Source organism: Aeromonas sp. 604443, from assembly GCF_049170315.1.
Taxonomy (GTDB): domain Bacteria; phylum Pseudomonadota; class Gammaproteobacteria; order Enterobacterales; family Aeromonadaceae; genus Aeromonas; species Aeromonas veronii_A.
Window position 1 is genome coordinate 109,832 of sequence record NZ_JAAKMI010000012.1, and the last position, 16,975, is coordinate 126,806.

13 protein-coding genes are annotated in these 16,975 nt (G+C 58.9%); 5 read left to right on the forward strand and 8 right to left on the reverse strand.

Features of this window, described 5'->3' with window-relative positions; translation table 11 throughout:
• The first annotated feature begins 56 nt into the window (after positions 1 to 56).
• Positions 57 to 887 (forward strand): hypothetical protein, encoded by an 831-nt coding sequence (locus G5380_RS15905; protein WP_421352902.1) that lies wholly within the window; start codon positions 57 to 59, stop codon positions 885 to 887.
• 59 nt (positions 888 to 946) lie between these two features.
• Here the strand turns inward: G5380_RS15905 and cysC are convergent, their stop codons facing one another.
• The 5 genes from cysC to cysG form a co-directional block, all read right to left on the reverse strand.
• Positions 947 to 1,540 carry an adenylyl-sulfate kinase gene (gene cysC, locus G5380_RS15910; protein WP_421352903.1) on the reverse strand — a complete coding sequence of 198 codons (594 nt, stop codon included), beginning with the start codon at positions 1,538 to 1,540 and terminating at the stop codon, positions 947 to 949.
• Between the two features lie 247 nt (positions 1,541 to 1,787).
• Positions 1,788 to 3,512 carry an SLC13 family permease gene (locus G5380_RS15915; RefSeq protein WP_167565434.1) on the reverse strand — a complete coding sequence of 575 codons (1,725 nt, stop codon included), beginning with the start codon at positions 3,510 to 3,512 and terminating at the stop codon, positions 1,788 to 1,790.
• Positions 3,513 to 3,516: 4 nt separating this feature from the next.
• Positions 3,517 to 4,944, reverse strand: a complete 1,428-nt coding sequence (cysN, locus tag G5380_RS15920) for a sulfate adenylyltransferase subunit CysN (protein WP_421352904.1) — start codon at positions 4,942 to 4,944, stop codon at positions 3,517 to 3,519.
• Positions 4,945 to 4,956: 12 nt separating this feature from the next.
• Positions 4,957 to 5,889, reverse strand: a complete 933-nt coding sequence (cysD, locus tag G5380_RS15925; protein ID WP_323137704.1) for a sulfate adenylyltransferase subunit CysD — start codon at positions 5,887 to 5,889, stop codon at positions 4,957 to 4,959.
• A gap of 72 nt (positions 5,890 to 5,961) precedes the next feature.
• On the reverse strand, positions 5,962 to 7,398 hold the full coding sequence (cysG, locus tag G5380_RS15930) for a siroheme synthase CysG (protein WP_421352905.1): 1,437 nt from the start codon (positions 7,396 to 7,398) through the stop codon (positions 5,962 to 5,964).
• Positions 7,399 to 7,595: 197 nt separating this feature from the next.
• Here cysG and G5380_RS15935 point away from each other — a divergent pair, with 197 nt between their 5' ends.
• Together G5380_RS15935 and G5380_RS15940 are read left to right on the forward strand one after the other, a co-directional pair.
• Positions 7,596 to 8,519: an SPFH domain-containing protein gene (locus G5380_RS15935; protein ID WP_139440736.1), complete on the forward strand. Its 924-nt coding sequence runs from the start codon at positions 7,596 to 7,598 to the stop codon at positions 8,517 to 8,519.
• Entirely contained in the window at positions 8,516 to 8,971 is a 456-nt protein-coding gene (locus G5380_RS15940) for an NfeD family protein (protein ID WP_005335704.1), read from the forward strand. The genes G5380_RS15935 and G5380_RS15940 overlap by 4 nt, the downstream gene beginning before the upstream one ends.
• A gap of 69 nt (positions 8,972 to 9,040) precedes the next feature.
• Here the strand turns inward: G5380_RS15940 and G5380_RS15945 are convergent, their stop codons facing one another.
• Positions 9,041 to 11,146: a methyl-accepting chemotaxis protein gene (locus G5380_RS15945; protein WP_421352906.1), complete on the reverse strand. Its 2,106-nt coding sequence runs from the start codon at positions 11,144 to 11,146 to the stop codon at positions 9,041 to 9,043.
• A 139-nt stretch (positions 11,147 to 11,285) separates the two neighbouring features.
• Here G5380_RS15945 and nadA point away from each other — a divergent pair, with 139 nt between their 5' ends.
• Positions 11,286 to 12,359, forward strand: a complete 1,074-nt coding sequence (nadA, locus tag G5380_RS15950) for a quinolinate synthase NadA (protein WP_005335706.1) — start codon at positions 11,286 to 11,288, stop codon at positions 12,357 to 12,359.
• A gap of 70 nt (positions 12,360 to 12,429) precedes the next feature.
• Here nadA and G5380_RS15955 read toward each other — a convergent pair whose 3' ends face one another.
• Positions 12,430 to 13,296, reverse strand: coding sequence for a D-hexose-6-phosphate mutarotase (locus G5380_RS15955; protein WP_421352907.1), 867 nt, complete (start codon positions 13,294 to 13,296; stop codon positions 12,430 to 12,432).
• A gap of 86 nt (positions 13,297 to 13,382) precedes the next feature.
• The gene (gene gap / locus G5380_RS15960) at positions 13,383 to 14,378 is read right to left on the reverse strand and encodes a type I glyceraldehyde-3-phosphate dehydrogenase (RefSeq protein WP_005335708.1); all 996 of its coding nucleotides are present in this window, start codon (positions 14,376 to 14,378) and stop codon (positions 13,383 to 13,385) included.
• Between the two features lie 348 nt (positions 14,379 to 14,726).
• Between gap and malQ the strand changes: the two genes are divergently transcribed.
• The gene (gene malQ / locus G5380_RS15965; RefSeq protein ID WP_421352908.1) at positions 14,727 to 16,916 is read left to right on the forward strand and encodes a 4-alpha-glucanotransferase; all 2,190 of its coding nucleotides are present in this window, start codon (positions 14,727 to 14,729) and stop codon (positions 16,914 to 16,916) included.
• Positions 16,917 to 16,975 lie beyond the last annotated feature (59 nt).

Here is a 16,975-nt window from a genome sequence, read left to right on the forward strand (position 1 = left end):
TTCGTTGTCACTCCCTTAACCAAACGTTATATGTCAGAGCAAACTGAAGGAATAAAATGGCACGCCTAGCACCAAAAACTGATGTGTTGAGAGCACTCTTCGCTAGATCTGGAAATCAATGTGCCTTTCCAGGTTGCACTCAGCCATTGATCAATGACAAGAATAAATTCATTGCACAAGTTTGTCATATTGAAGCTGCCTCGGAGGGTGGGGAACGATTTAATCCAGATGGAAATGACGAGCATAGAAGAAGCTACGAAAACCTACTGATTTTATGCTATCCACATCATATTGAAACTGATGATATTGAAGAGTATCCAGTAGACAGGCTCTTACAGATAAAAAGAGAGCATGAGCAGTTATTTCTTAAGTCTGACTTCAACATTGATGAGTCGGAACTTACAAAGCTCTCTTATGAAATGGGAAAATATTGGTCTGACATAGAACGCCTTAATAAATTTGATCACATATTTTCAGATAGCGGATTAGCGATGGATGTAAATGGCAGGAATAGTTTCTTTGATGTGATCGCTAGTGCTTATGATGCTGTTAATGGTATTGAGCTCCTTCTAGAGTCATTTCATAAGAGTGATGAAGAACTAAAATCAGACTTTGCAGCACTCTTAATTAAAAAGGGTATACCTCCTGAGTTGTTCAGTGATATTCCATATTATGAAAATCCTTTTGAAAACAGGAATTGGGAATCACATAATCTCGGAACACCAAACTGGCTTCAGCGGCTCAGAATTGATCTTGTTCATATTGAGGTTAAATTTTTAGAAGAGTATTTAAAAACTCATAGCGATGATCTCCATGCTAAAGCCAGATTCGAAAAGGCGAAAAAGGCGCTAAAAGAATATGCTGAGACTGCAATGCATGTTGACTAAAGGTATAACAAGGGGCCAATGCCCCCTTGTTTATCAAAAATGCGTCCAAACAATAGACCTTAATCGATCAACCCCCGCAGCCTTAAAGCAGTAATCAATTCCTCCACCAGCTCTTCCACCGCTTTACCGGCATTAAGCAGATGGATTTCTGGATTTTCCGGTGCCTCGTAGGCGGAGTCGATACCGGTAAAATTCGTAATTTCCCCTGCCCGCGCCTTTTTATAGAGCCCCTTGGGATCGCGCTCTTCACAGATGGCGAGCGGCGCATCGACAAAGACTTCGACAAACTCCCCTTCGCCCAAGAGGCTGCGCACCAGCGCCCGCTCGGCACGGAACGGCGAGATAAAGGCGGTGAGCACGATAAGGCCCGCATCCACCATCAGTTTTGCCACCTCGCCGACCCGGCGGATATTCTCCTGCCGCGCAGCATCATCGAAACCGAGATCGCCACAGAGACCGTGGCGCACATTGTCGCCATCGAGCAGATAGGTGTGTTTGCCTTGTGCCGCCAGCGCCTGCTCCAGCGCCCCCGCCAGGGTCGATTTACCCGCCCCGGAGAGCCCGGTAAACCAGATCACCAACGGCTTTTGCCCCTTCAATTCGGCCCGGCTCTGTTTGTCCACGGTATGCTTGTGCCACACGATATTGCTCATCCAACACTCCTTGCTTGGCGCTCACGCCTCAAAACTTAAACTGTCCGGCACCACGGGGAGCCGCCTCGGGCTATCAGCCGACAACGTGCTGATGCCATGGCATTACTCATCCAACACGCCTTGATTGGCGCTTACGCCTCAAAACTTAAACTGTCCGGCCCCACGGGGAGCCGCCTCGGACTATCAGCCGACAACGTACTGGTGCCATGGCATTGCTCACCCAACACCCTTGAAAGGCGCTCACGTCTTAAAACGGAAACAGCAGGGGCACCATCACAATCACCCCGAGGCTATAGGCCAGCGAGACCGGCAGGGCCAGCTTGAGGTAGTCCGGCATCTTGTAGTTGCCCGCGGCATAGACCATCAGGTTGGTCTGGTAGCCGTAGGGGAGGATAAAACTGGAGCTGGCCCCGAACAGCACCGCCAGAATAAACGGCATGGTCGAGACATCCATGCTGAGCGCCAGCTGGTAACCCATGGGGAAAGCCAGCGCGGCCGCCGCGTTGTTGCTCATCAGCTCGGTCAGCACCAGCGTAAACACATAGATACCGATAAAGGCGATGATGGGGCTGGCACCATTGAACTCCCCCATCAGCCAGTCGGCGATAAGCTTGGCCAGCCCGCTCTTTTCCAGCTGATCGGCGATGGCGAGCGCCCCGCCCACCACCAACCAGATATCCAGCGGAAAGCGGCGGCGGATCTCGTCCAGGGTCAGAATGCGGGTGAGCAGCAGCGCCACCAGCATCAGCAGCAAGCCCTTGAACAGCGGCACCAGATCGAATACCGAGAGCGCCAACACCCCGAGAAAGCCCAGCACCACGGCAGCGCTGCGCTTGCCATCGAGGCGGGTGGAGGCCTCCAGCCCGCTCACCACCACAAACTCCCGCCCCAACGATTTGTTGCGGGCAAACTGGGGGCCGGGGGCCAGCAGCAAGGTGTCACCGGCATGCAGCTCAATCTGGCCGAGGCCACCGGTGAGCTGGGTTTCGCCGCGGCGCACCGCCAGCACCACCGCATCGAAGTGGGTGCGAAATTCGGCATCCTTGATGGTCTGACCCACCAGCCGCGAGCTGTGGCTGACGATCACCTCCACCAGATGCTGGCCGTTGAGGCGGTGCTGGCCGTAGAGATCCAGCCCCTTCATCTCCTGCAACACGCCGACGCTCTCCACATCGCCGCAAAAGAGCAGCACATCCCCTTCGTGCAGCTCGTGTTCCGGCTGCACCGGGCAGATCACCTGCTCGCCGCGAATGATTTCCGCCAGATAGAGGCTTTTCAGGCTGCGCAGGCCGTTCTCCTTGACGCTGCGCCCCGCCAGCGGCGAACCGGCGCCCACCTTGGCTTCGAGAAAGTAGCCGGATTCGCGGCTCATCTCGGTATCCTGCTCCGGCAGGTGACGGGCAAACAGCAGCACGGCCACCAGACCGGTCAGCAGGGTACCCGCCCCCACCATAAAGAAGTCGAACATGCCGAGCGGCGGTACCCCCATCTTGATGAGGAAGCTGTTGACGATCAGGTTGGTGGAGGTGCCGATCAGGGTCAGCACCCCGCCAAAAGTGGCCGCGAAGCACATGGGCAGCAGCAGCCGCGATGGCGCATGGTTGGGGTTGCGTTTGACCGCTCCCAGCATGGAGGCCACCACGGCGGTGTTGTTGACGAAGGCAGACAGGAAGGCGGTGGAGAACCACACCTTCACCAGCACCTTGTTGAATGAACCCGTGCCCACCAGATTGGCGAACCAGCTCATGATGCGGGTCTTCTCCACCGCCAACGACACCAGCAGCAACAGCACCAGCGTCAGCAGGGCACTGTTGGTGTAACCCGCCACCACGGCATTGATATCCGCCAGCCCGCTCAGGTAGGTAATGAGCACGGCGCCCGAGAAGAGCAGCGCCGGGCGGAGTTTGCCCTGGATCAGCAGGGCCACGAGAGCAGCCAGCAGACCCAGCACCAGGAATTGTTGCCAGGTCATGGGCTTACTCCTTGCTTGTGTCGTTACCGATGGCAAGGGCTTGCCAGTGCGGGAAGTGCTTGCGCACCAGGGCGTTTAGCTCGATTTCGAACTCGCTGTAGTGCCCTTTTACCGCTTTGGCCGCCAAGCCTTCCACTATCATGCCGGCGCCGACGGTGACGTTGGTCAGCCGGTCGATCAGGATAAAGCTGCCGGTATCGCGGATCTCCTGATACGGGTCGAACGCCACCGGGTCGGTGAGGCTCAGCTCGCACAGGCCAATCTCGTTGAGCTTGAGCTCGCTCGCAGGCAACTCGTCGAGCTTGTTGATCTCGATGCGGTGGCGGATAGCCTCCACCTGACCGCGACTCTTCTTGGTGGCCAGCTTGACGTCGTAGACCCGGCCCGGTTGCAGGGACTCCTCCCCCATCCAGACGATATGGGCCAGCACATTCTGGGTCACTTGCGGCCGCTTGGCGGCATCCACCAGCAGGTCGCCGCGGCTGATATCGATCTCGTCGGCGAAGGTGACCGTGATGGCCTGACCCGGCAGGGCGTACTCCAGATCGCCGTCGAAGGTGACGATGCGGGTCACTGTGCTCTCCTTGCCCGATGGCAGCACCGCCAGCTTGTCGCCCACCCGCAGAATGCCGGAGGCCAACGTGCCTGCGAAGCCGCGAAAATCGAGGTTGGGGCGGTTCACATACTGCACCGGCAGGCGCACCGGATGACGCTCCAGCTCGCGCTCAACCTCGGCAGACTCCAGCAGGGAGAGCAGGGTTTCGCCTTCGTACCAAGCCAGCTTGTCGCTCGGGTTGACCACGTTGTCACCGTCCAGCGCCGAGACCGGCACGATATGGATGGTGTCGACACTGAGCTTCTTGGCGAACTCGCGGTAGTCGGCACTGATGCGCTCGAACACCTCCTGACTGAACTCCACCAGATCCATCTTGTTGACCGCCACCACGAACTGCTTGATGCCGAGCAGGCTCGCGATAAAGCTGTGGCGGCGGGTCTGATCCAGCACGCCTTTGCGGGCATCGATCAGAATGATGGCCAGATCGCAGGTGGAAGCGCCGGTGGCCATGTTGCGGGTGTACTGCTCATGGCCCGGGGTATCCGAGATGATGAATTTGCGCTTGGCGGTGGAGAAATAGCGGTAGGCCACGTCAATGGTGATGCCCTGCTCGCGCTCCGCTTGCAGGCCGTCAACCAGCAGTGCCAGGTCCAGCTTCTCGCCGGTGGTGCCGAGCTTCTGGCTGTCGGACTCCAGCGCTTTGAGCTGATCTTCATAAATCTGCTGGGAGTCGTGCAGCAGGCGACCGATAAGGGTGCTCTTGCCGTCATCCACGCTGCCGCAGGTGAGAAAACGCAGCAGGCTCTTGTGCTGCTGGGCGTGCAGATAGGCTTCGATGCCCTGTTCGGTGATGGCGGTCTGAATATGGCTGTTCATGCTGACGACTCCTTAGAAATATCCCTGACGCTTCTTCTGCTCCATGGAGCCGGCCTGATCGTGGTCAATCAGCCGCCCTTGCCGCTCGCTCGAGGTGGTGAGCAGCATCTCTTCAATAATTTCCGGCAAGGTGGTGGCATCGGATTCGATGGCACCGGTCAACGGGTAGCAGCCGAGGGTACGGAAACGCACCAGCTCCTGCTTCACTTCGTCTTCCGGGCCGATGGGCATACGATCGTCATCCACCATGATCTTGATGCCGTTGCGCTCCACCACCGGACGGTAAGCGGCGAAGTAGAGCGGCACTATGTCGATCTTTTCCAGATAGATGTATTGCCAGATATCCAGCTCGGTCCAGTTGGAGAGCGGGAACACCCGGATGCTCTCCCCCTTGTTGACCTGGCTGTTGTAGACCCGCCACAGCTCCGGACGCTGGTTCTTAGGATCCCAGCGGTGAGACTTGTCACGGAAGGAGTAGACACGCTCCTTGGCGCGGGACTTCTCCTCGTCGCGACGGGCGCCACCGAAAGCAGCGTCGAAGCCGTATTTGTTGAGCGCCTGCTTGAGCCCCTCGGTCTTCATGATGTCGGTGTGCTTGCCGCTGCCGTGCACGAAGGGGTTGATGCCCATGGCGAGCCCTTCCGGGTTCTTGTGGACGATCAGATCCAGCCCGTACTTCTTGGCGGTCTCGTCGCGGAATTTGATCATCTCCTTGAACTTCCAGTCGGTGTCGACGTGGAGCAAGGGGAACGGGATCTTGCCCGGATAGAAGGCCTTGCGGGCCAGATGCAGCATGACGGAGGAGTCCTTGCCGATGGAGTACATCATCACCGGGTTTTCAAATTCGGCAGCCACCTCGCGGATGATATGGATGCTCTCGGCTTCCAGCTGCTGCAAGTGCGTCAATCTTTCACGGTCCATGTTGGTCCTCGGGTCATTGCTTATGCGCCTGCTCAAGGCGCTGGGTGGTTCAGTGCGCGGCCGCACCGGCAGCCGCATCAAATATCTCTTTCCGGGTCAGGCCAGCTGCACCAGCTTGAGGTCACAGCCATCGAGATCCGGGTCAGCGCGCAGCTGCTCGCCGCCCTGCTCTCCAAACCAGGCGAGCCGATCGCGCAGGGCGACCACTTCGCCGATGACGATAAGCGACGGGCTCACCGCCTGTTTGGCCAGCTCGGCCAAGTCGGCCAGCGTGCCGGTCAGCACCCGCTGACGGGATGTGGTGCCGCGCTCGATGATGGCGATGGGGGTGGCTTGGCTTCGGCCGTGATCCACCAGCTGCTGCTGGATATGCTCGGAGCGCATCAGCCCCATGTAGATGACCAGGGTCTGACTGGTGGCGGCGAGCTGCTGCCAGTCGGGCTCCTTGCCCTCTTTTTGGCAGTGGCCAGTGATAAAGACGGCGCTCTGGGCATAATCACGGTGAGTCAGCGGAATACCGGCATAGGCGGTAGCACCGGCAGCAGCCGTGATGCCGGGCACCACCGTGAAGGGGATGCCTTCATCGGCCAGCACTTCCAGCTCCTCGCCGCCCCGGCCAAACATAAAGGGATCGCCCCCTTTCAGCCGCACCACCCGGTTGCCCGCCTTGGCGTATTCCACCAGCAGGCGATTGGTCTCCTCCTGCGGCACGCTGTGGGCACCCGCCTTCTTGCCGACCGACACCAGAGTGGCGTCGCGGCGCACCAGATCGAGGATCTCGGCGGAGACCAGCTGGTCGTAAAGCACCACTTCAGCCTGTTGAATCTGTTGCAGCGCCTTGAGGGTCAAGAGGCCCGGATCGCCGGGGCCCGCGCCGACCAGCACCACCTCGCCCACTTCGCTTTTCGCCTGGTCGAGGCCATCACTCAGCCACTGCTCGGCACCTTGCCAATCCTCTTTTTCAATCAGGCTGGCGAGGGTGTTGGAGGCAAAGGCCCGCTCCCAGAAGCGGCGGCGATCGGAAATAGAGGAGAGCACCCGCTTGGCCTTGTCACGGACCCGACCGGAGAGCTCGGTCAGCCCGCCGAGATGGCGCGGTAGCAGGCTCTCCAGCCGCTCGCGCAAGAGGCGCACTAGCACCGGCGCCTTGCCGCCGCTGGAGACCGCCACCATCAGCGGCGAGCGATCGATGATCGAGGGGAAGATAAAGCTGGAGCGTTTGGGGTCATCCACCACATTGACGAACAGACCCAGCTGATTGGCACTTTGATAAACCAGTGCGTTGACTTCGAGGTTGTCGGTCGCCGCCACCACCAAAATCTGACCAGCCAGATGGGCCGGGGTGAAGCGCTCCGCCAGATGGGTGAAACGACCGGTGAATTCCGCAAATTCCGGTTCAAGCTCCGGGGAGACCAGGGTCAGCCGGGCACCGGCTGCCAGCAGCAGGCGCGCCTTGCGCAGGGCAACCTCGCCCCCGCCCACCAGCAGTACCGGGCGGCCTTCCAACTTGGCAAACATAGGTAAATAATCCATTTCGGCCCATCCCTCGGAACACGACTAATATGGGGCGACTATAGGCAGGGCAGCTTATCCCTCAAAATAATAAAAAATGCTTTTTAATGCGTTTTGGTAATTAGCAAACCCAATTCATGACAAAGGCGTACAAAGTCACTTGTGGTACCTGACGCCAGACCATAGGCTAGGGACTGTGTTTCATAAGGAGCTAAATGATGAATGAATCATTGATTGTGCTAGGGATTTTCGTGTTCCTGGTGCTCGCCACCCTGAGCGCGGGCATCAAGATCGTGCCCCAGGGCTACAACTGGACGGTGGAGCGCTTCGGCCGCTACACCCGCACTCTGACCCCGGGCCTCAACCTGTTGATCCCCTACGTGGATCGGGTCGGCCACAAGATCATCATGATGGAGCAGGTGCTGGACATCCCGGCACAAGAGGTGATCTCCCGCGACAACGCCAACGTCACCATCGACGCCATCAGCTTCGTGCAGGTGGTGGATGCCCGCAAAGCGGGTTATGAGGTCAACGATCTCACCAGCGCCATCCGCAATCTCACCATGACCAATATGCGGACCGTGCTCGGCGCCATGGAGCTGGACGAGATGCTCTCCCAGCGCGACACCATCAACGAGAAGCTGCTGCGCACCATGGATGCCGCCACCGCCCCCTGGGGCATCAAGGTGACCCGCATCGAGATTAAAGATGTGCGCCCGCCGCTGGCACTGGTCGAGGCGATGAACGCCCAGATGAAGGCTGAGCGTCAGAAACGGGCTGAGGTGCTGGAGGCCGAAGGGGTGCGCCAGTCCAAGATCCTGAAAGCGGAAGGGGAGAAACAGTCCCAGATCCTCAAGGCCGAGGGTGAGCGTCAGGCCGCCTTCCTCGCCGCCGAAGCGCGGGAGCGGGCTGCCGAAGCGGAAGCCAAGGCAACCCACATGGTTTCCCAGGCGATTGCGGAAGGAGACCTGCAGGCCATCAACTACTTCGTGGCCCAGAAATATACCGAGGCACTTGCCCGCATCGGCGAAGGCCCCAACAGCAAGATCATCATGATGCCGCTGGAAGCGGGCAGCCTGATTGGATCTGTGGCTGGCATGGCCGAGCTGTTCAGCAAAGATGGCAAGGGCAGCAAGTCATGACAGCCCTGTTAGAGGGGCTGACCCACTGGCACTGGCTGGGGCTCGGCTTCATTCTGCTGGCCATCGAGGTGCTCGGCTCGGTGGGCTTTTTGCTCTGGACCGGCATCGCCGCGCTGGAAGTGGGGCTACTGCTGCTGATCTGGCCCTTTGGCTGGCAGGCGCAGCTGCTGCTGTTTGCGGTACAATCCCTGCTCACCACCTGGGCCTGGTGGCGCTGGCAGCACCAGCGCGACAACTCGGGTCAGGATGCCGCCAGCACCATCAACGAGCGGATGCAGAGTTATATGGGCCGCGAGCTGACCCTTCTGGATGATGTGACCCAAGGCACCAGCCGGGTGCATCTGGACGACACGGTCTGGACGGTGCGCTGTGACGAGTCGCTGCCTGCGGGCAGCAAGGTCAGGGTGGTCGGGGCCGACTCCCACATCCTGCTGGTTGAACCCCGCAACTGACGCAACTCTGCCATCGAGTCATAAAAAAGCCCGCGATCGCTCGCGGGCTTTTGTCTCTCTGGCTGCCACTCAGGTACGCAGCCGATCGAGCTGACTGGCGAGCGCCGTGGCCGCTTGCTCCAGCGCTTCGCTCAGTTGATGGCTGGAGGTGGCCTCTTGCCCGATCACGTTGGCGGTATCACCAATCCGCATCAAATTCTTGTTGATATCGTCACTGACGGCGCTCTGCTGCTCGGCGGCGGTAGCCACCTGACTGATGTGGTCATGGATCTGCTGGATCTGGGCCACCACCCGATTGAGTGCCTCGAACGCCTGCTCGGTTCCCTGCACCGTGGTAGTGGAGCGCTCGATGCCGGTATTCATCAGACGTTGACTGCTGCTCACCTCTGTTTGCAGGCTACCAATCAGCTGGCCAATCTCGTCGGTCGATTCACGGGTCTTGTTGGCCAGCGCCCGTACCTCATCCGCCACCACCGCAAAGCCACGGCCCATATCACCCGCTCGTGCCGCTTCGATGGCGGCGTTGAGGGCCAGCAGATTGGTCTGCTCGGCAATGGCGCGGATCACATCGAGGATCCTGCTGATATTGGTGCTGCGCTGGGCCACCAGCGCCACCGCCTTGTCCGCCTCATGCATATCGCCGACCAGAGTATGGATCTCGTTGCGGGCGTTGCTGAGGGTCTGCTGTGCGGTATTGATGTGGTGGGTCGCCGCTTCCGACTCCTGCGCCGCCTGCTCGGCATAACCCGCCACGCTGACTGCCGTGGTGCTCATCTGATGCATGGCGCTCACCACGCTCTCCAGCTCCAGATTCTGCTCGTCCAGACTGTTGCGCATGGTGTCGGCGGTATGTTTCATCTCCCGCGCCTGCTGGTAGACCTGCTGGCCAATCCCCTTGCTCATTTGCACCATGCCCCGCAGCTTGCCGAGGAAGGCATTGAGCTGAGAACCCAGATCGATCAGCTCCTGATGGGTGTCGATCTCCATCTGCTGGGTCAGGTCCCCCTCGTTGCTGGAGAGATGGCCCACATGGCGGCTGATAAGAGAAAGTGGCGCTGTGATGGTCTGGATAAACCAGACCAGCAGCCCCAGCACCAACAGGGTAATCCCGCCCATGGCGATGATCTGCTGCCGCTGGGCATCCACCAGCAGGGTGCCCAGTTCATTGCTGATGGCGTGCGCCTTGCTCAGCGCCAGCGCCTTGGGCACCTTGATCAGCAACCACCACTGGGTATTGGCTGCCTCAACCCGGATGGGCTGATGAAGAATAAAGTCACTGTCGCTGCTGACCGGCTGACCGTCAGGCAGGATCAGGCCCACCTCCTTGAGTGGACGGCCCAGCTTGTCGGCATAGCGGTTGCTGCCCACAATCAGCCCCATCTTGCTGACCAGAGTCACATCCGCCTTGTTGTCATAGAGGCTCTTGCCAAGGTTTTCAGCCAGTTGCTGGAAGATGGGCAGGTTCATATCCACCCCGGCCAGCCCGACAAACTTACCGTCACGCAGCACGGGCACCGTGAGACTGGTCATCAGCATCTTGTTTCCCGGACTGATTTCGTAAAGGTAAGGCTCCATCAGGCAGGGCTGACGGGTATCGCGACCACAGAGATACCACTCGCTGTTGCGAATGCCGAACTCGTTGAGGGAGGTATCAAACTTGGCCTCGCTGGCGGCGGCGTCCACCGCTTGCTGGGCGACGGCCCCTCCCTGATCCTTGGTGAAATAGACCTCCAGACTCCCCTTGCCCGCCACCGAGTGGCTGGCTCCGGCCACCCAGTTGGCATCCTCGCCATCGTAGCCGTTCGGTTCAAACTGGGCATAGATGGAGCTGATCCCGCTCGCCTGCTGCAGGCTGCTGCCGAGCAACGACTCCACTTGAGGCCGCGACAAGCGCTGTTCCGGTTTGGCCATGGCTGCTTCAATCTGGGCGGTCACGGTCAGGGGGATTTGGTAGGAGTTCTGCATCAGCGAAGCAATCTGGATGGCATAGCGCTCTGCCTGATACTGCAGACTGCGGGAGACCTCCTCTTCCAGTGCATCGCTGGTCTGGGTCATCACCATATTGCGAAGGGAACTGAAAGAAGCCGATTGCAACAGGGTCATGGCCAGCCCGGTCAACAGAAACAGCCCCATGGTCAGAGACAACAACTTGAACTTGAGGGAACGTTGCTTCATACGACAACTCCTTATGGCAATATGACAACGAATAAGTTGAGTATATTCGTCCACTTGCAGCACACCGGATTTGTGATGGGTTTGTCACCGGCTTCTGGTTATAATTTTGGCCTTCCCGAGCGTTGATGGAACAGTCGCAATGAGCAATGCACTGAGCAGTGTCCCGCCGGTAGTCGCGATGGACTACCCCTTTCCGGCCAAACCTCTTCCCCTGAGTGCCGAGCAGAGAACGACCTTGACCACAGAAATCAAGGCGCTACTCAAGGAGCGCAAAGCGGTACTGGTCGCCCACTACTACACGGATCCCGAGATCCAGGCGCTAGCCGAAGCCACCGGCGGTTTCGTCGGTGACTCGCTGGAGATGGCCCGCTTTGGCCGCGATCACGAGGCGCAGACCCTGATCGTCGCCGGGGTGCGCTTCATGGGGGAGACCTCCAAGATCCTGAGCCCCCACAAACGGGTGCTGATGCCGACTCTGGAGGCCGAATGCTCCCTCGATCTGGGCTGCCCCATCGAGCAGTTTTCCGCCTTCTGCGATGCCAACCCGGATCATACCGTGGTGGTCTACGCCAATACCTCGGCTGCGGTCAAAGCACGGGCTGACTGGGTCGTTACCTCCAGCATCGCGCTGGAGATCGTCGAACACCTCGACAGTCTGGGTCACAAGATCATCTGGGGCCCGGATCGCCATCTGGGTGCCTATATTGAGAAGAAGACCGGGGCGCAGATGCTGCGCTGGCAGGGCCACTGCATCGTCCACGATGAGTTCAAGGCCCGCGCCCTACGCGAGCTGAAAGAGCAGAATCCTGACGCCGCCGTGCTGGTTCATCCGGAATCCCCCGCCTCGGTGATTGAGCTGGCCGATGCGGTGGGCTCCACAAGCCAGCTGATCAAGGCGGCCAAAGAGCTGCCCCAGCAGAAGCTGATCGTGGCGACCGATCGGGGCATCTTCTACAAGATGCAGCAAGCTTGTCCGGAGAAAGAGATGGTGGAAGCACCGACCGGTGGCGATGGCGCTACCTGCCGCAGTTGCGCCCACTGCCCCTGGATGGCGATGAACGGTCTGGTGGCGATCAAGGAGGCCCTCACCGACGGTGCCGAGCGCCACGAGATCCATGTCGACGAAGATCTGCGGGTCAAAGCCTTGATCCCCCTCGACCGGATGCTCAATTTCGCCGCCGAACTCAAGCTCAAGACTCAGGGCAACGCCTGATTGCCGCCGTCACGAGATGCAAAGAGGGCTCCCGCGGGAGCCCTCTTTATTTATCTGAACCTAATCCAACTCAGATGATTACGGTGGAGAGGCTGTGCTCTTCATCCGGCGCAACGGTCACACCCGCCTCACCGGCGATGGCCGCTTCGACGCAGAGCATGGTGCGATAGCCATCGTCGCTCATGTCGGCCATGGCGGTAGCCCCTTCCAGCCAGGGGGTCCAGACCACTGTGCTGTCATGGTTACCACTTACCACCCGAATCTCGCGCTCACCATCCTGCACCTTCACCAGCGCCTCTGGCTGCCAGTAGACCCGATCCAGCGGCCTGCTCAGGGTCAATGCACCCTGCTGCTTGGCATCCTGCCCGGTCAGCTTGTCGGCATAGGCCTCGCCCAGGCCGGTGACACTCACAGCCTCCGGTGCGCTGATCTGCAAATAGGTGTGCAGCGCACCGCTATAAGTCAGCGGCTGGCTACCGGTGTTGCGAGTGGTCAGCACCAGCGAAAGCTCTTTGCCCACCAGCACGTCCAGTTCCAGCTCGAAGGAGTGATCCCACAGGGCACGAGTCGCATCGCTGTCGCGCAGGGAGAGATGAACAAGCGTGCCGTCAGCATGATCGGAGACCCCGTCCAGCATCCAGAGGGTGGTACGGGCAAAACCGTGGGAGGGCTTGCCGCTACCAACGCGGGCGGGCGCCGGGCCAAACCAGGGCCAGCAGATCGGGATACCACCGCGAACAGGCTTGCTGCCATCCAGCACCGCCTTGTCACTCAGCCAGATGGAGGCCGGCTCGCCATGACGCTGATAGCTCAGCACATGGGCGCCAAACAGGCTGATTTCTGCCTTGGCATAGTCGTTGTTGATGGTGAGAACCGGCAGACCGGCCGCATTGTTGGCAAGCTTGCAATTGGCTGTCAGGGGACGAATGGATTGCATGTGGACTCCTGTCATCAGGGGAAACCGAAAAACAAAAAGGCGGCCAATGGCCGCCTTTTTCAAGCTACGCGATTGCGCATCCCAAATTACTTGGAGATGTGAGCGATCAGATCCAGAACTTTGCTGGAGTAGCCCATTTCGTTGTCGTACCAGGATACAACTTTAACGAATTTGTCGTTCAGCTGGATACCAGCCTTGGCGTCGAATACGGAGGTCTGACGCTCACCCAGGAAGTCGGTAGATACAACTTCGTCTTCGGTGTAGCCCAGAACGCCTTTCATAGCGCCTTCGGAAGCAGCTTTCATCGCTTCGCAGATTTCTGCGTAGGTGGCAGCTTTCTTCAGGTTAACGGTCAGGTCAACAACAGACACGTCCGGAGTCGGGACACGGAAAGCCATACCGGTCAGCAGGCCTTTCAGTTCCGGGATAACTACGCCAACAGCTTTGGCTGCACCGGTAGAGGACGGGATGATGTTCTGAGCCGCACCGCGGCCACCGCGCCAGTCTTTGGCAGACGGACCATCAACGGTCTTCTGGGTAGCAGTGGTAGCGTGAACGGTGGTCATCAGGCCAGACTCGATACCGAAGGTATCGTTCAGAACCTTGGCGATCGGTGCCAAGCAGTTGGTGGTGCAGGAAGCGTTGGAAACGATGTCCTGGCCAGCGTAGGTAGAGTCGTTAACACCCATTACGAACATCGGGGTAGCGTCTTTGGACGGGCCAGTCAGAACAACTTTCTTGGCACCAGCAGCGATGTGCTTACGAGCAGTCTCGTCGGTCAGGAACAGACCGGTAGCTTCAGCAACAACGTCAACACCGATTTCGCCCCACTTCAGGTTGGCCGGGTCACGCTCAGCGGTAACACGTACGGTTTTGCCGTTTACAACCAGGTTGCCGTCTTTAACTTCAACGGTACCGTTGAAACGACCGTGAGTTGAATCGTACTTCAGCATGTAAGCCATGTAGTCAACATCGATCAGGTCGTTGATACCAACAACTTCGATGTCTGCACGCTCGCAAGCCAGACGGAATACGAAACGACCGATACGGCCAAAACCGTTAATACCTACTTTGATAGTCATATTTAGTTACCTAACTGTTCAGTAGTCAAAGAAAATTCCGCTTGTAAATTTACTAGAACTCTCCGGTGAGTCAACCAACATTCTGTCTGAAATTGCGCTATATCATGAAAAACTGTGAAATTAATTTTCTGTTTATGTAACTGATTACCACGTTTTGACGAAAAAAGTGCCAGATCGTGGCATCGCGCAGATATCAACAATAGTGCCTACTCGGTCACACAACCATTCACTGAGATATGTAAAAATGTGCGCGGTTTAGCATGGCCCATAGAGCCACTGTTCAAGTACCACCCCATAAAAATCAAACAAAATAGTATAGATAGAATCCACAGCGGGAATTCTCAAACTATGACCACCCTGATTGAACAGCTGGCTGCCGCAAAAGGTATCGCCAGCGAGTATGTCGATGCCTGGGGCCACCCGGCCCAGGTATCAGAAGAGAGCAAGGCCGCCATGCTGGGCGCCATGGGCTACAGCGTCGATGACGAGGCCGCACTGGTGCAGCAGCTGGAAGAGGAGCATCGCCAGCACTGGCTGCGGGCGCTGGATCCTGTGATGGTGGTTCGCACCGGCGACGCCGTTACCCTTGAGGTTCGCCTCCCCATCGAATTCGTCAACGATGCCCTCACCTGGCAGCTCCAGCAGGAGCAGGGTGCTGTGTTGTCCGGTCAATTCACCCCCATCGAGGGTGAGCTGGTCGGCGTGGCCGAATTTGAAGAGATGGAGTGCCAGGCCTATCGTGTCACGCTAGATATGGCCCCGGAGTTGGGTTATCACCAGCTGGTGCTGCTGGAAGAGGGTAATGACGAGCCGCTGGCCACCATGCGCCTCATCGTTGCCCCCAAGGCTTGCTACAAGCAGGCGCCGATTGCCAATGGCCGCAAGGTATGGGGCCCCAGCGTGCAGCTCTACTGCCTGCGCAGCCGCCACAACTGGGGTATCGGTGATTTCAGCGATCTGGGCCAGCTGGTTGAGAAAGCGGCCGCCTGGGGGGCCCACTTCGTCGGCCTCAACCCTATCCACGCCCTCTATCCGGCCAATCCGGAGAGCGCCAGTCCCTACAGCCCCTCTTCCCGTCGCTGGCTCAACGTGGCCTATATCAATGTGGAAGCGGTGCCCGAATTCCAGCAGAGCGCTCGCCTGAAGGCGGAAGTGGCGAGCCCTGCCTTCCAGCAACATCTGGCCGATCTGCGCGCCAAAGAGAACGTCGATTACACCGGCGTGATCCAGACCAAACTCGGCATGCTGCGTCAGGTGTTCGATGAAGCCACCCTGAGCGCCGAGCGTCAGGCCGCCTTTGATGCCTTCGTGGCCGCCGGTGGCGGCAGCCTGCAACAGCAGGCAGCATTTGATGCCCTGCAGGCCCACTTCTATGCCAAAGGCGAAAATGCCTGGGGCTGGCCGGTATGGCCGCAGGAACTGCGCGATTACCACAATCCTGCCGTTGCCGCCTGGATGGCCGAGCACCCGCAAGATGTCAACTTCTACCTCTATCTGCAGTTCCTGGCTGACGAACAGCTGGCGCAAGCCGATGCCCGCGCCAAGGCTGCCGGCATGGTGATGGGGATCTACCGGGATCTGGCGGTGGGCGTCTCCGAAGGCTCCACCGAGATCTGGGCCAACCAGGATCTCTACTGCCCGAAAGCCTCTGTCGGTGCGCCGCCCGATATCCTCGGCCCGCTCGGTCAGAACTGGGGCCTGCCCCCGATGAACCCGAACAAGCTGTTTGAAGCGGCCTACCAGCCGATGGTGGACTTGTTCCGTGCCAACATGCGCTCCTGCGGCGCACTGCGCATCGACCACGTGATGGCACTGCTGCGCCTGTGGTGGGTACCGCCCGGAGCGTCCGCCGCCAAGGGCGCCTACATCTACTATCCGGTCAACGATCTGCTGGGCATTCTGGCCCTCGAATCCCACCGCAATCAGTGCCTGCTGATCGGCGAGGATCTGGGCACCGTGCCGGAGGGGATCGACGTGACTCTGAAAGAGAACGGCGTCCACTCCTACAAGGTGTTCTTCTTCGAGCGCTCCAAGGAAGATGGCGGCTTTATCTCCCCGGCGCACTACACCGAGCAGGCGATGTCAGCCCTGACCACCCACGACATGCCGACCCTCAAGGGCTTCTGGCACTGCGATGATCTGGCGCTCGGCCGTCAACTGGGTCTGTATCCGGATGAAGATGTGCTGAAGACTCTGTATGCTGATCGCCACCAGGCCAAACAGCGGATCCTCGACAGCCTGCATGCCCACAAGGTCATCTCTGACAACATCAGTCATGACGTGAACTGGGTCGGCATGAACACCGAACTCAACCACGGTCTGCAGATCCATATGTCCCGCGGCAGCTGTGCCCTGTTCAGTACCCAGCTGGAAGACTGGCTGGAGATGGACAAGCCGGTCAACGTACCGGGCACCAGTTACGAATACCCCAACTGGCGCCGCAAGCTTTCCGCTGATCTGGAAGATATTTTTGCCAATGAGGCACTCAAGGCACTGGCTGGCAAGATGAGCCAAGCCCGTGATGAGGCCAGTCGTTGAGACGCTGTCTCCCACAGCGCTCTCACCTAAATCCACTCCGGCTTCGGCCGGAGTGGATG

Coding starts and splice junctions, on each gene's coding strand:
- G5380_RS15905 (WP_421352902.1), top strand. CDS start 57: ATGGCACGCCTAGCACCAAAAACTGATGTGTTGAGAGCACTCTTCGCT.
- cysC (WP_421352903.1), bottom strand. CDS start 1,540: ATGAGCAATATCGTGTGGCACAAGCATACCGTGGACAAACAGAGCCGG.
- G5380_RS15915 (WP_167565434.1), bottom strand. CDS start 3,512: ATGACCTGGCAACAATTCCTGGTGCTGGGTCTGCTGGCTGCTCTCGTG.
- cysN (WP_421352904.1), bottom strand. CDS start 4,944: ATGAACAGCCATATTCAGACCGCCATCACCGAACAGGGCATCGAAGCC.
- cysG (WP_421352905.1), bottom strand. CDS start 7,398: ATGGATTATTTACCTATGTTTGCCAAGTTGGAAGGCCGCCCGGTACTG.
- G5380_RS15935 (WP_139440736.1), top strand. CDS start 7,596: ATGAATGAATCATTGATTGTGCTAGGGATTTTCGTGTTCCTGGTGCTC.
- G5380_RS15940 (WP_005335704.1), top strand. CDS start 8,516: ATGACAGCCCTGTTAGAGGGGCTGACCCACTGGCACTGGCTGGGGCTC.
- G5380_RS15945 (WP_421352906.1), bottom strand. CDS start 11,146: ATGAAGCAACGTTCCCTCAAGTTCAAGTTGTTGTCTCTGACCATGGGG.
- nadA (WP_005335706.1), top strand. CDS start 11,286: ATGAGCAATGCACTGAGCAGTGTCCCGCCGGTAGTCGCGATGGACTAC.
- G5380_RS15955 (WP_421352907.1), bottom strand. CDS start 13,296: ATGCAATCCATTCGTCCCCTGACAGCCAATTGCAAGCTTGCCAACAAT.
- gap (WP_005335708.1), bottom strand. CDS start 14,378: ATGACTATCAAAGTAGGTATTAACGGTTTTGGCCGTATCGGTCGTTTC.
- malQ (WP_421352908.1), top strand. CDS start 14,727: ATGACCACCCTGATTGAACAGCTGGCTGCCGCAAAAGGTATCGCCAGC.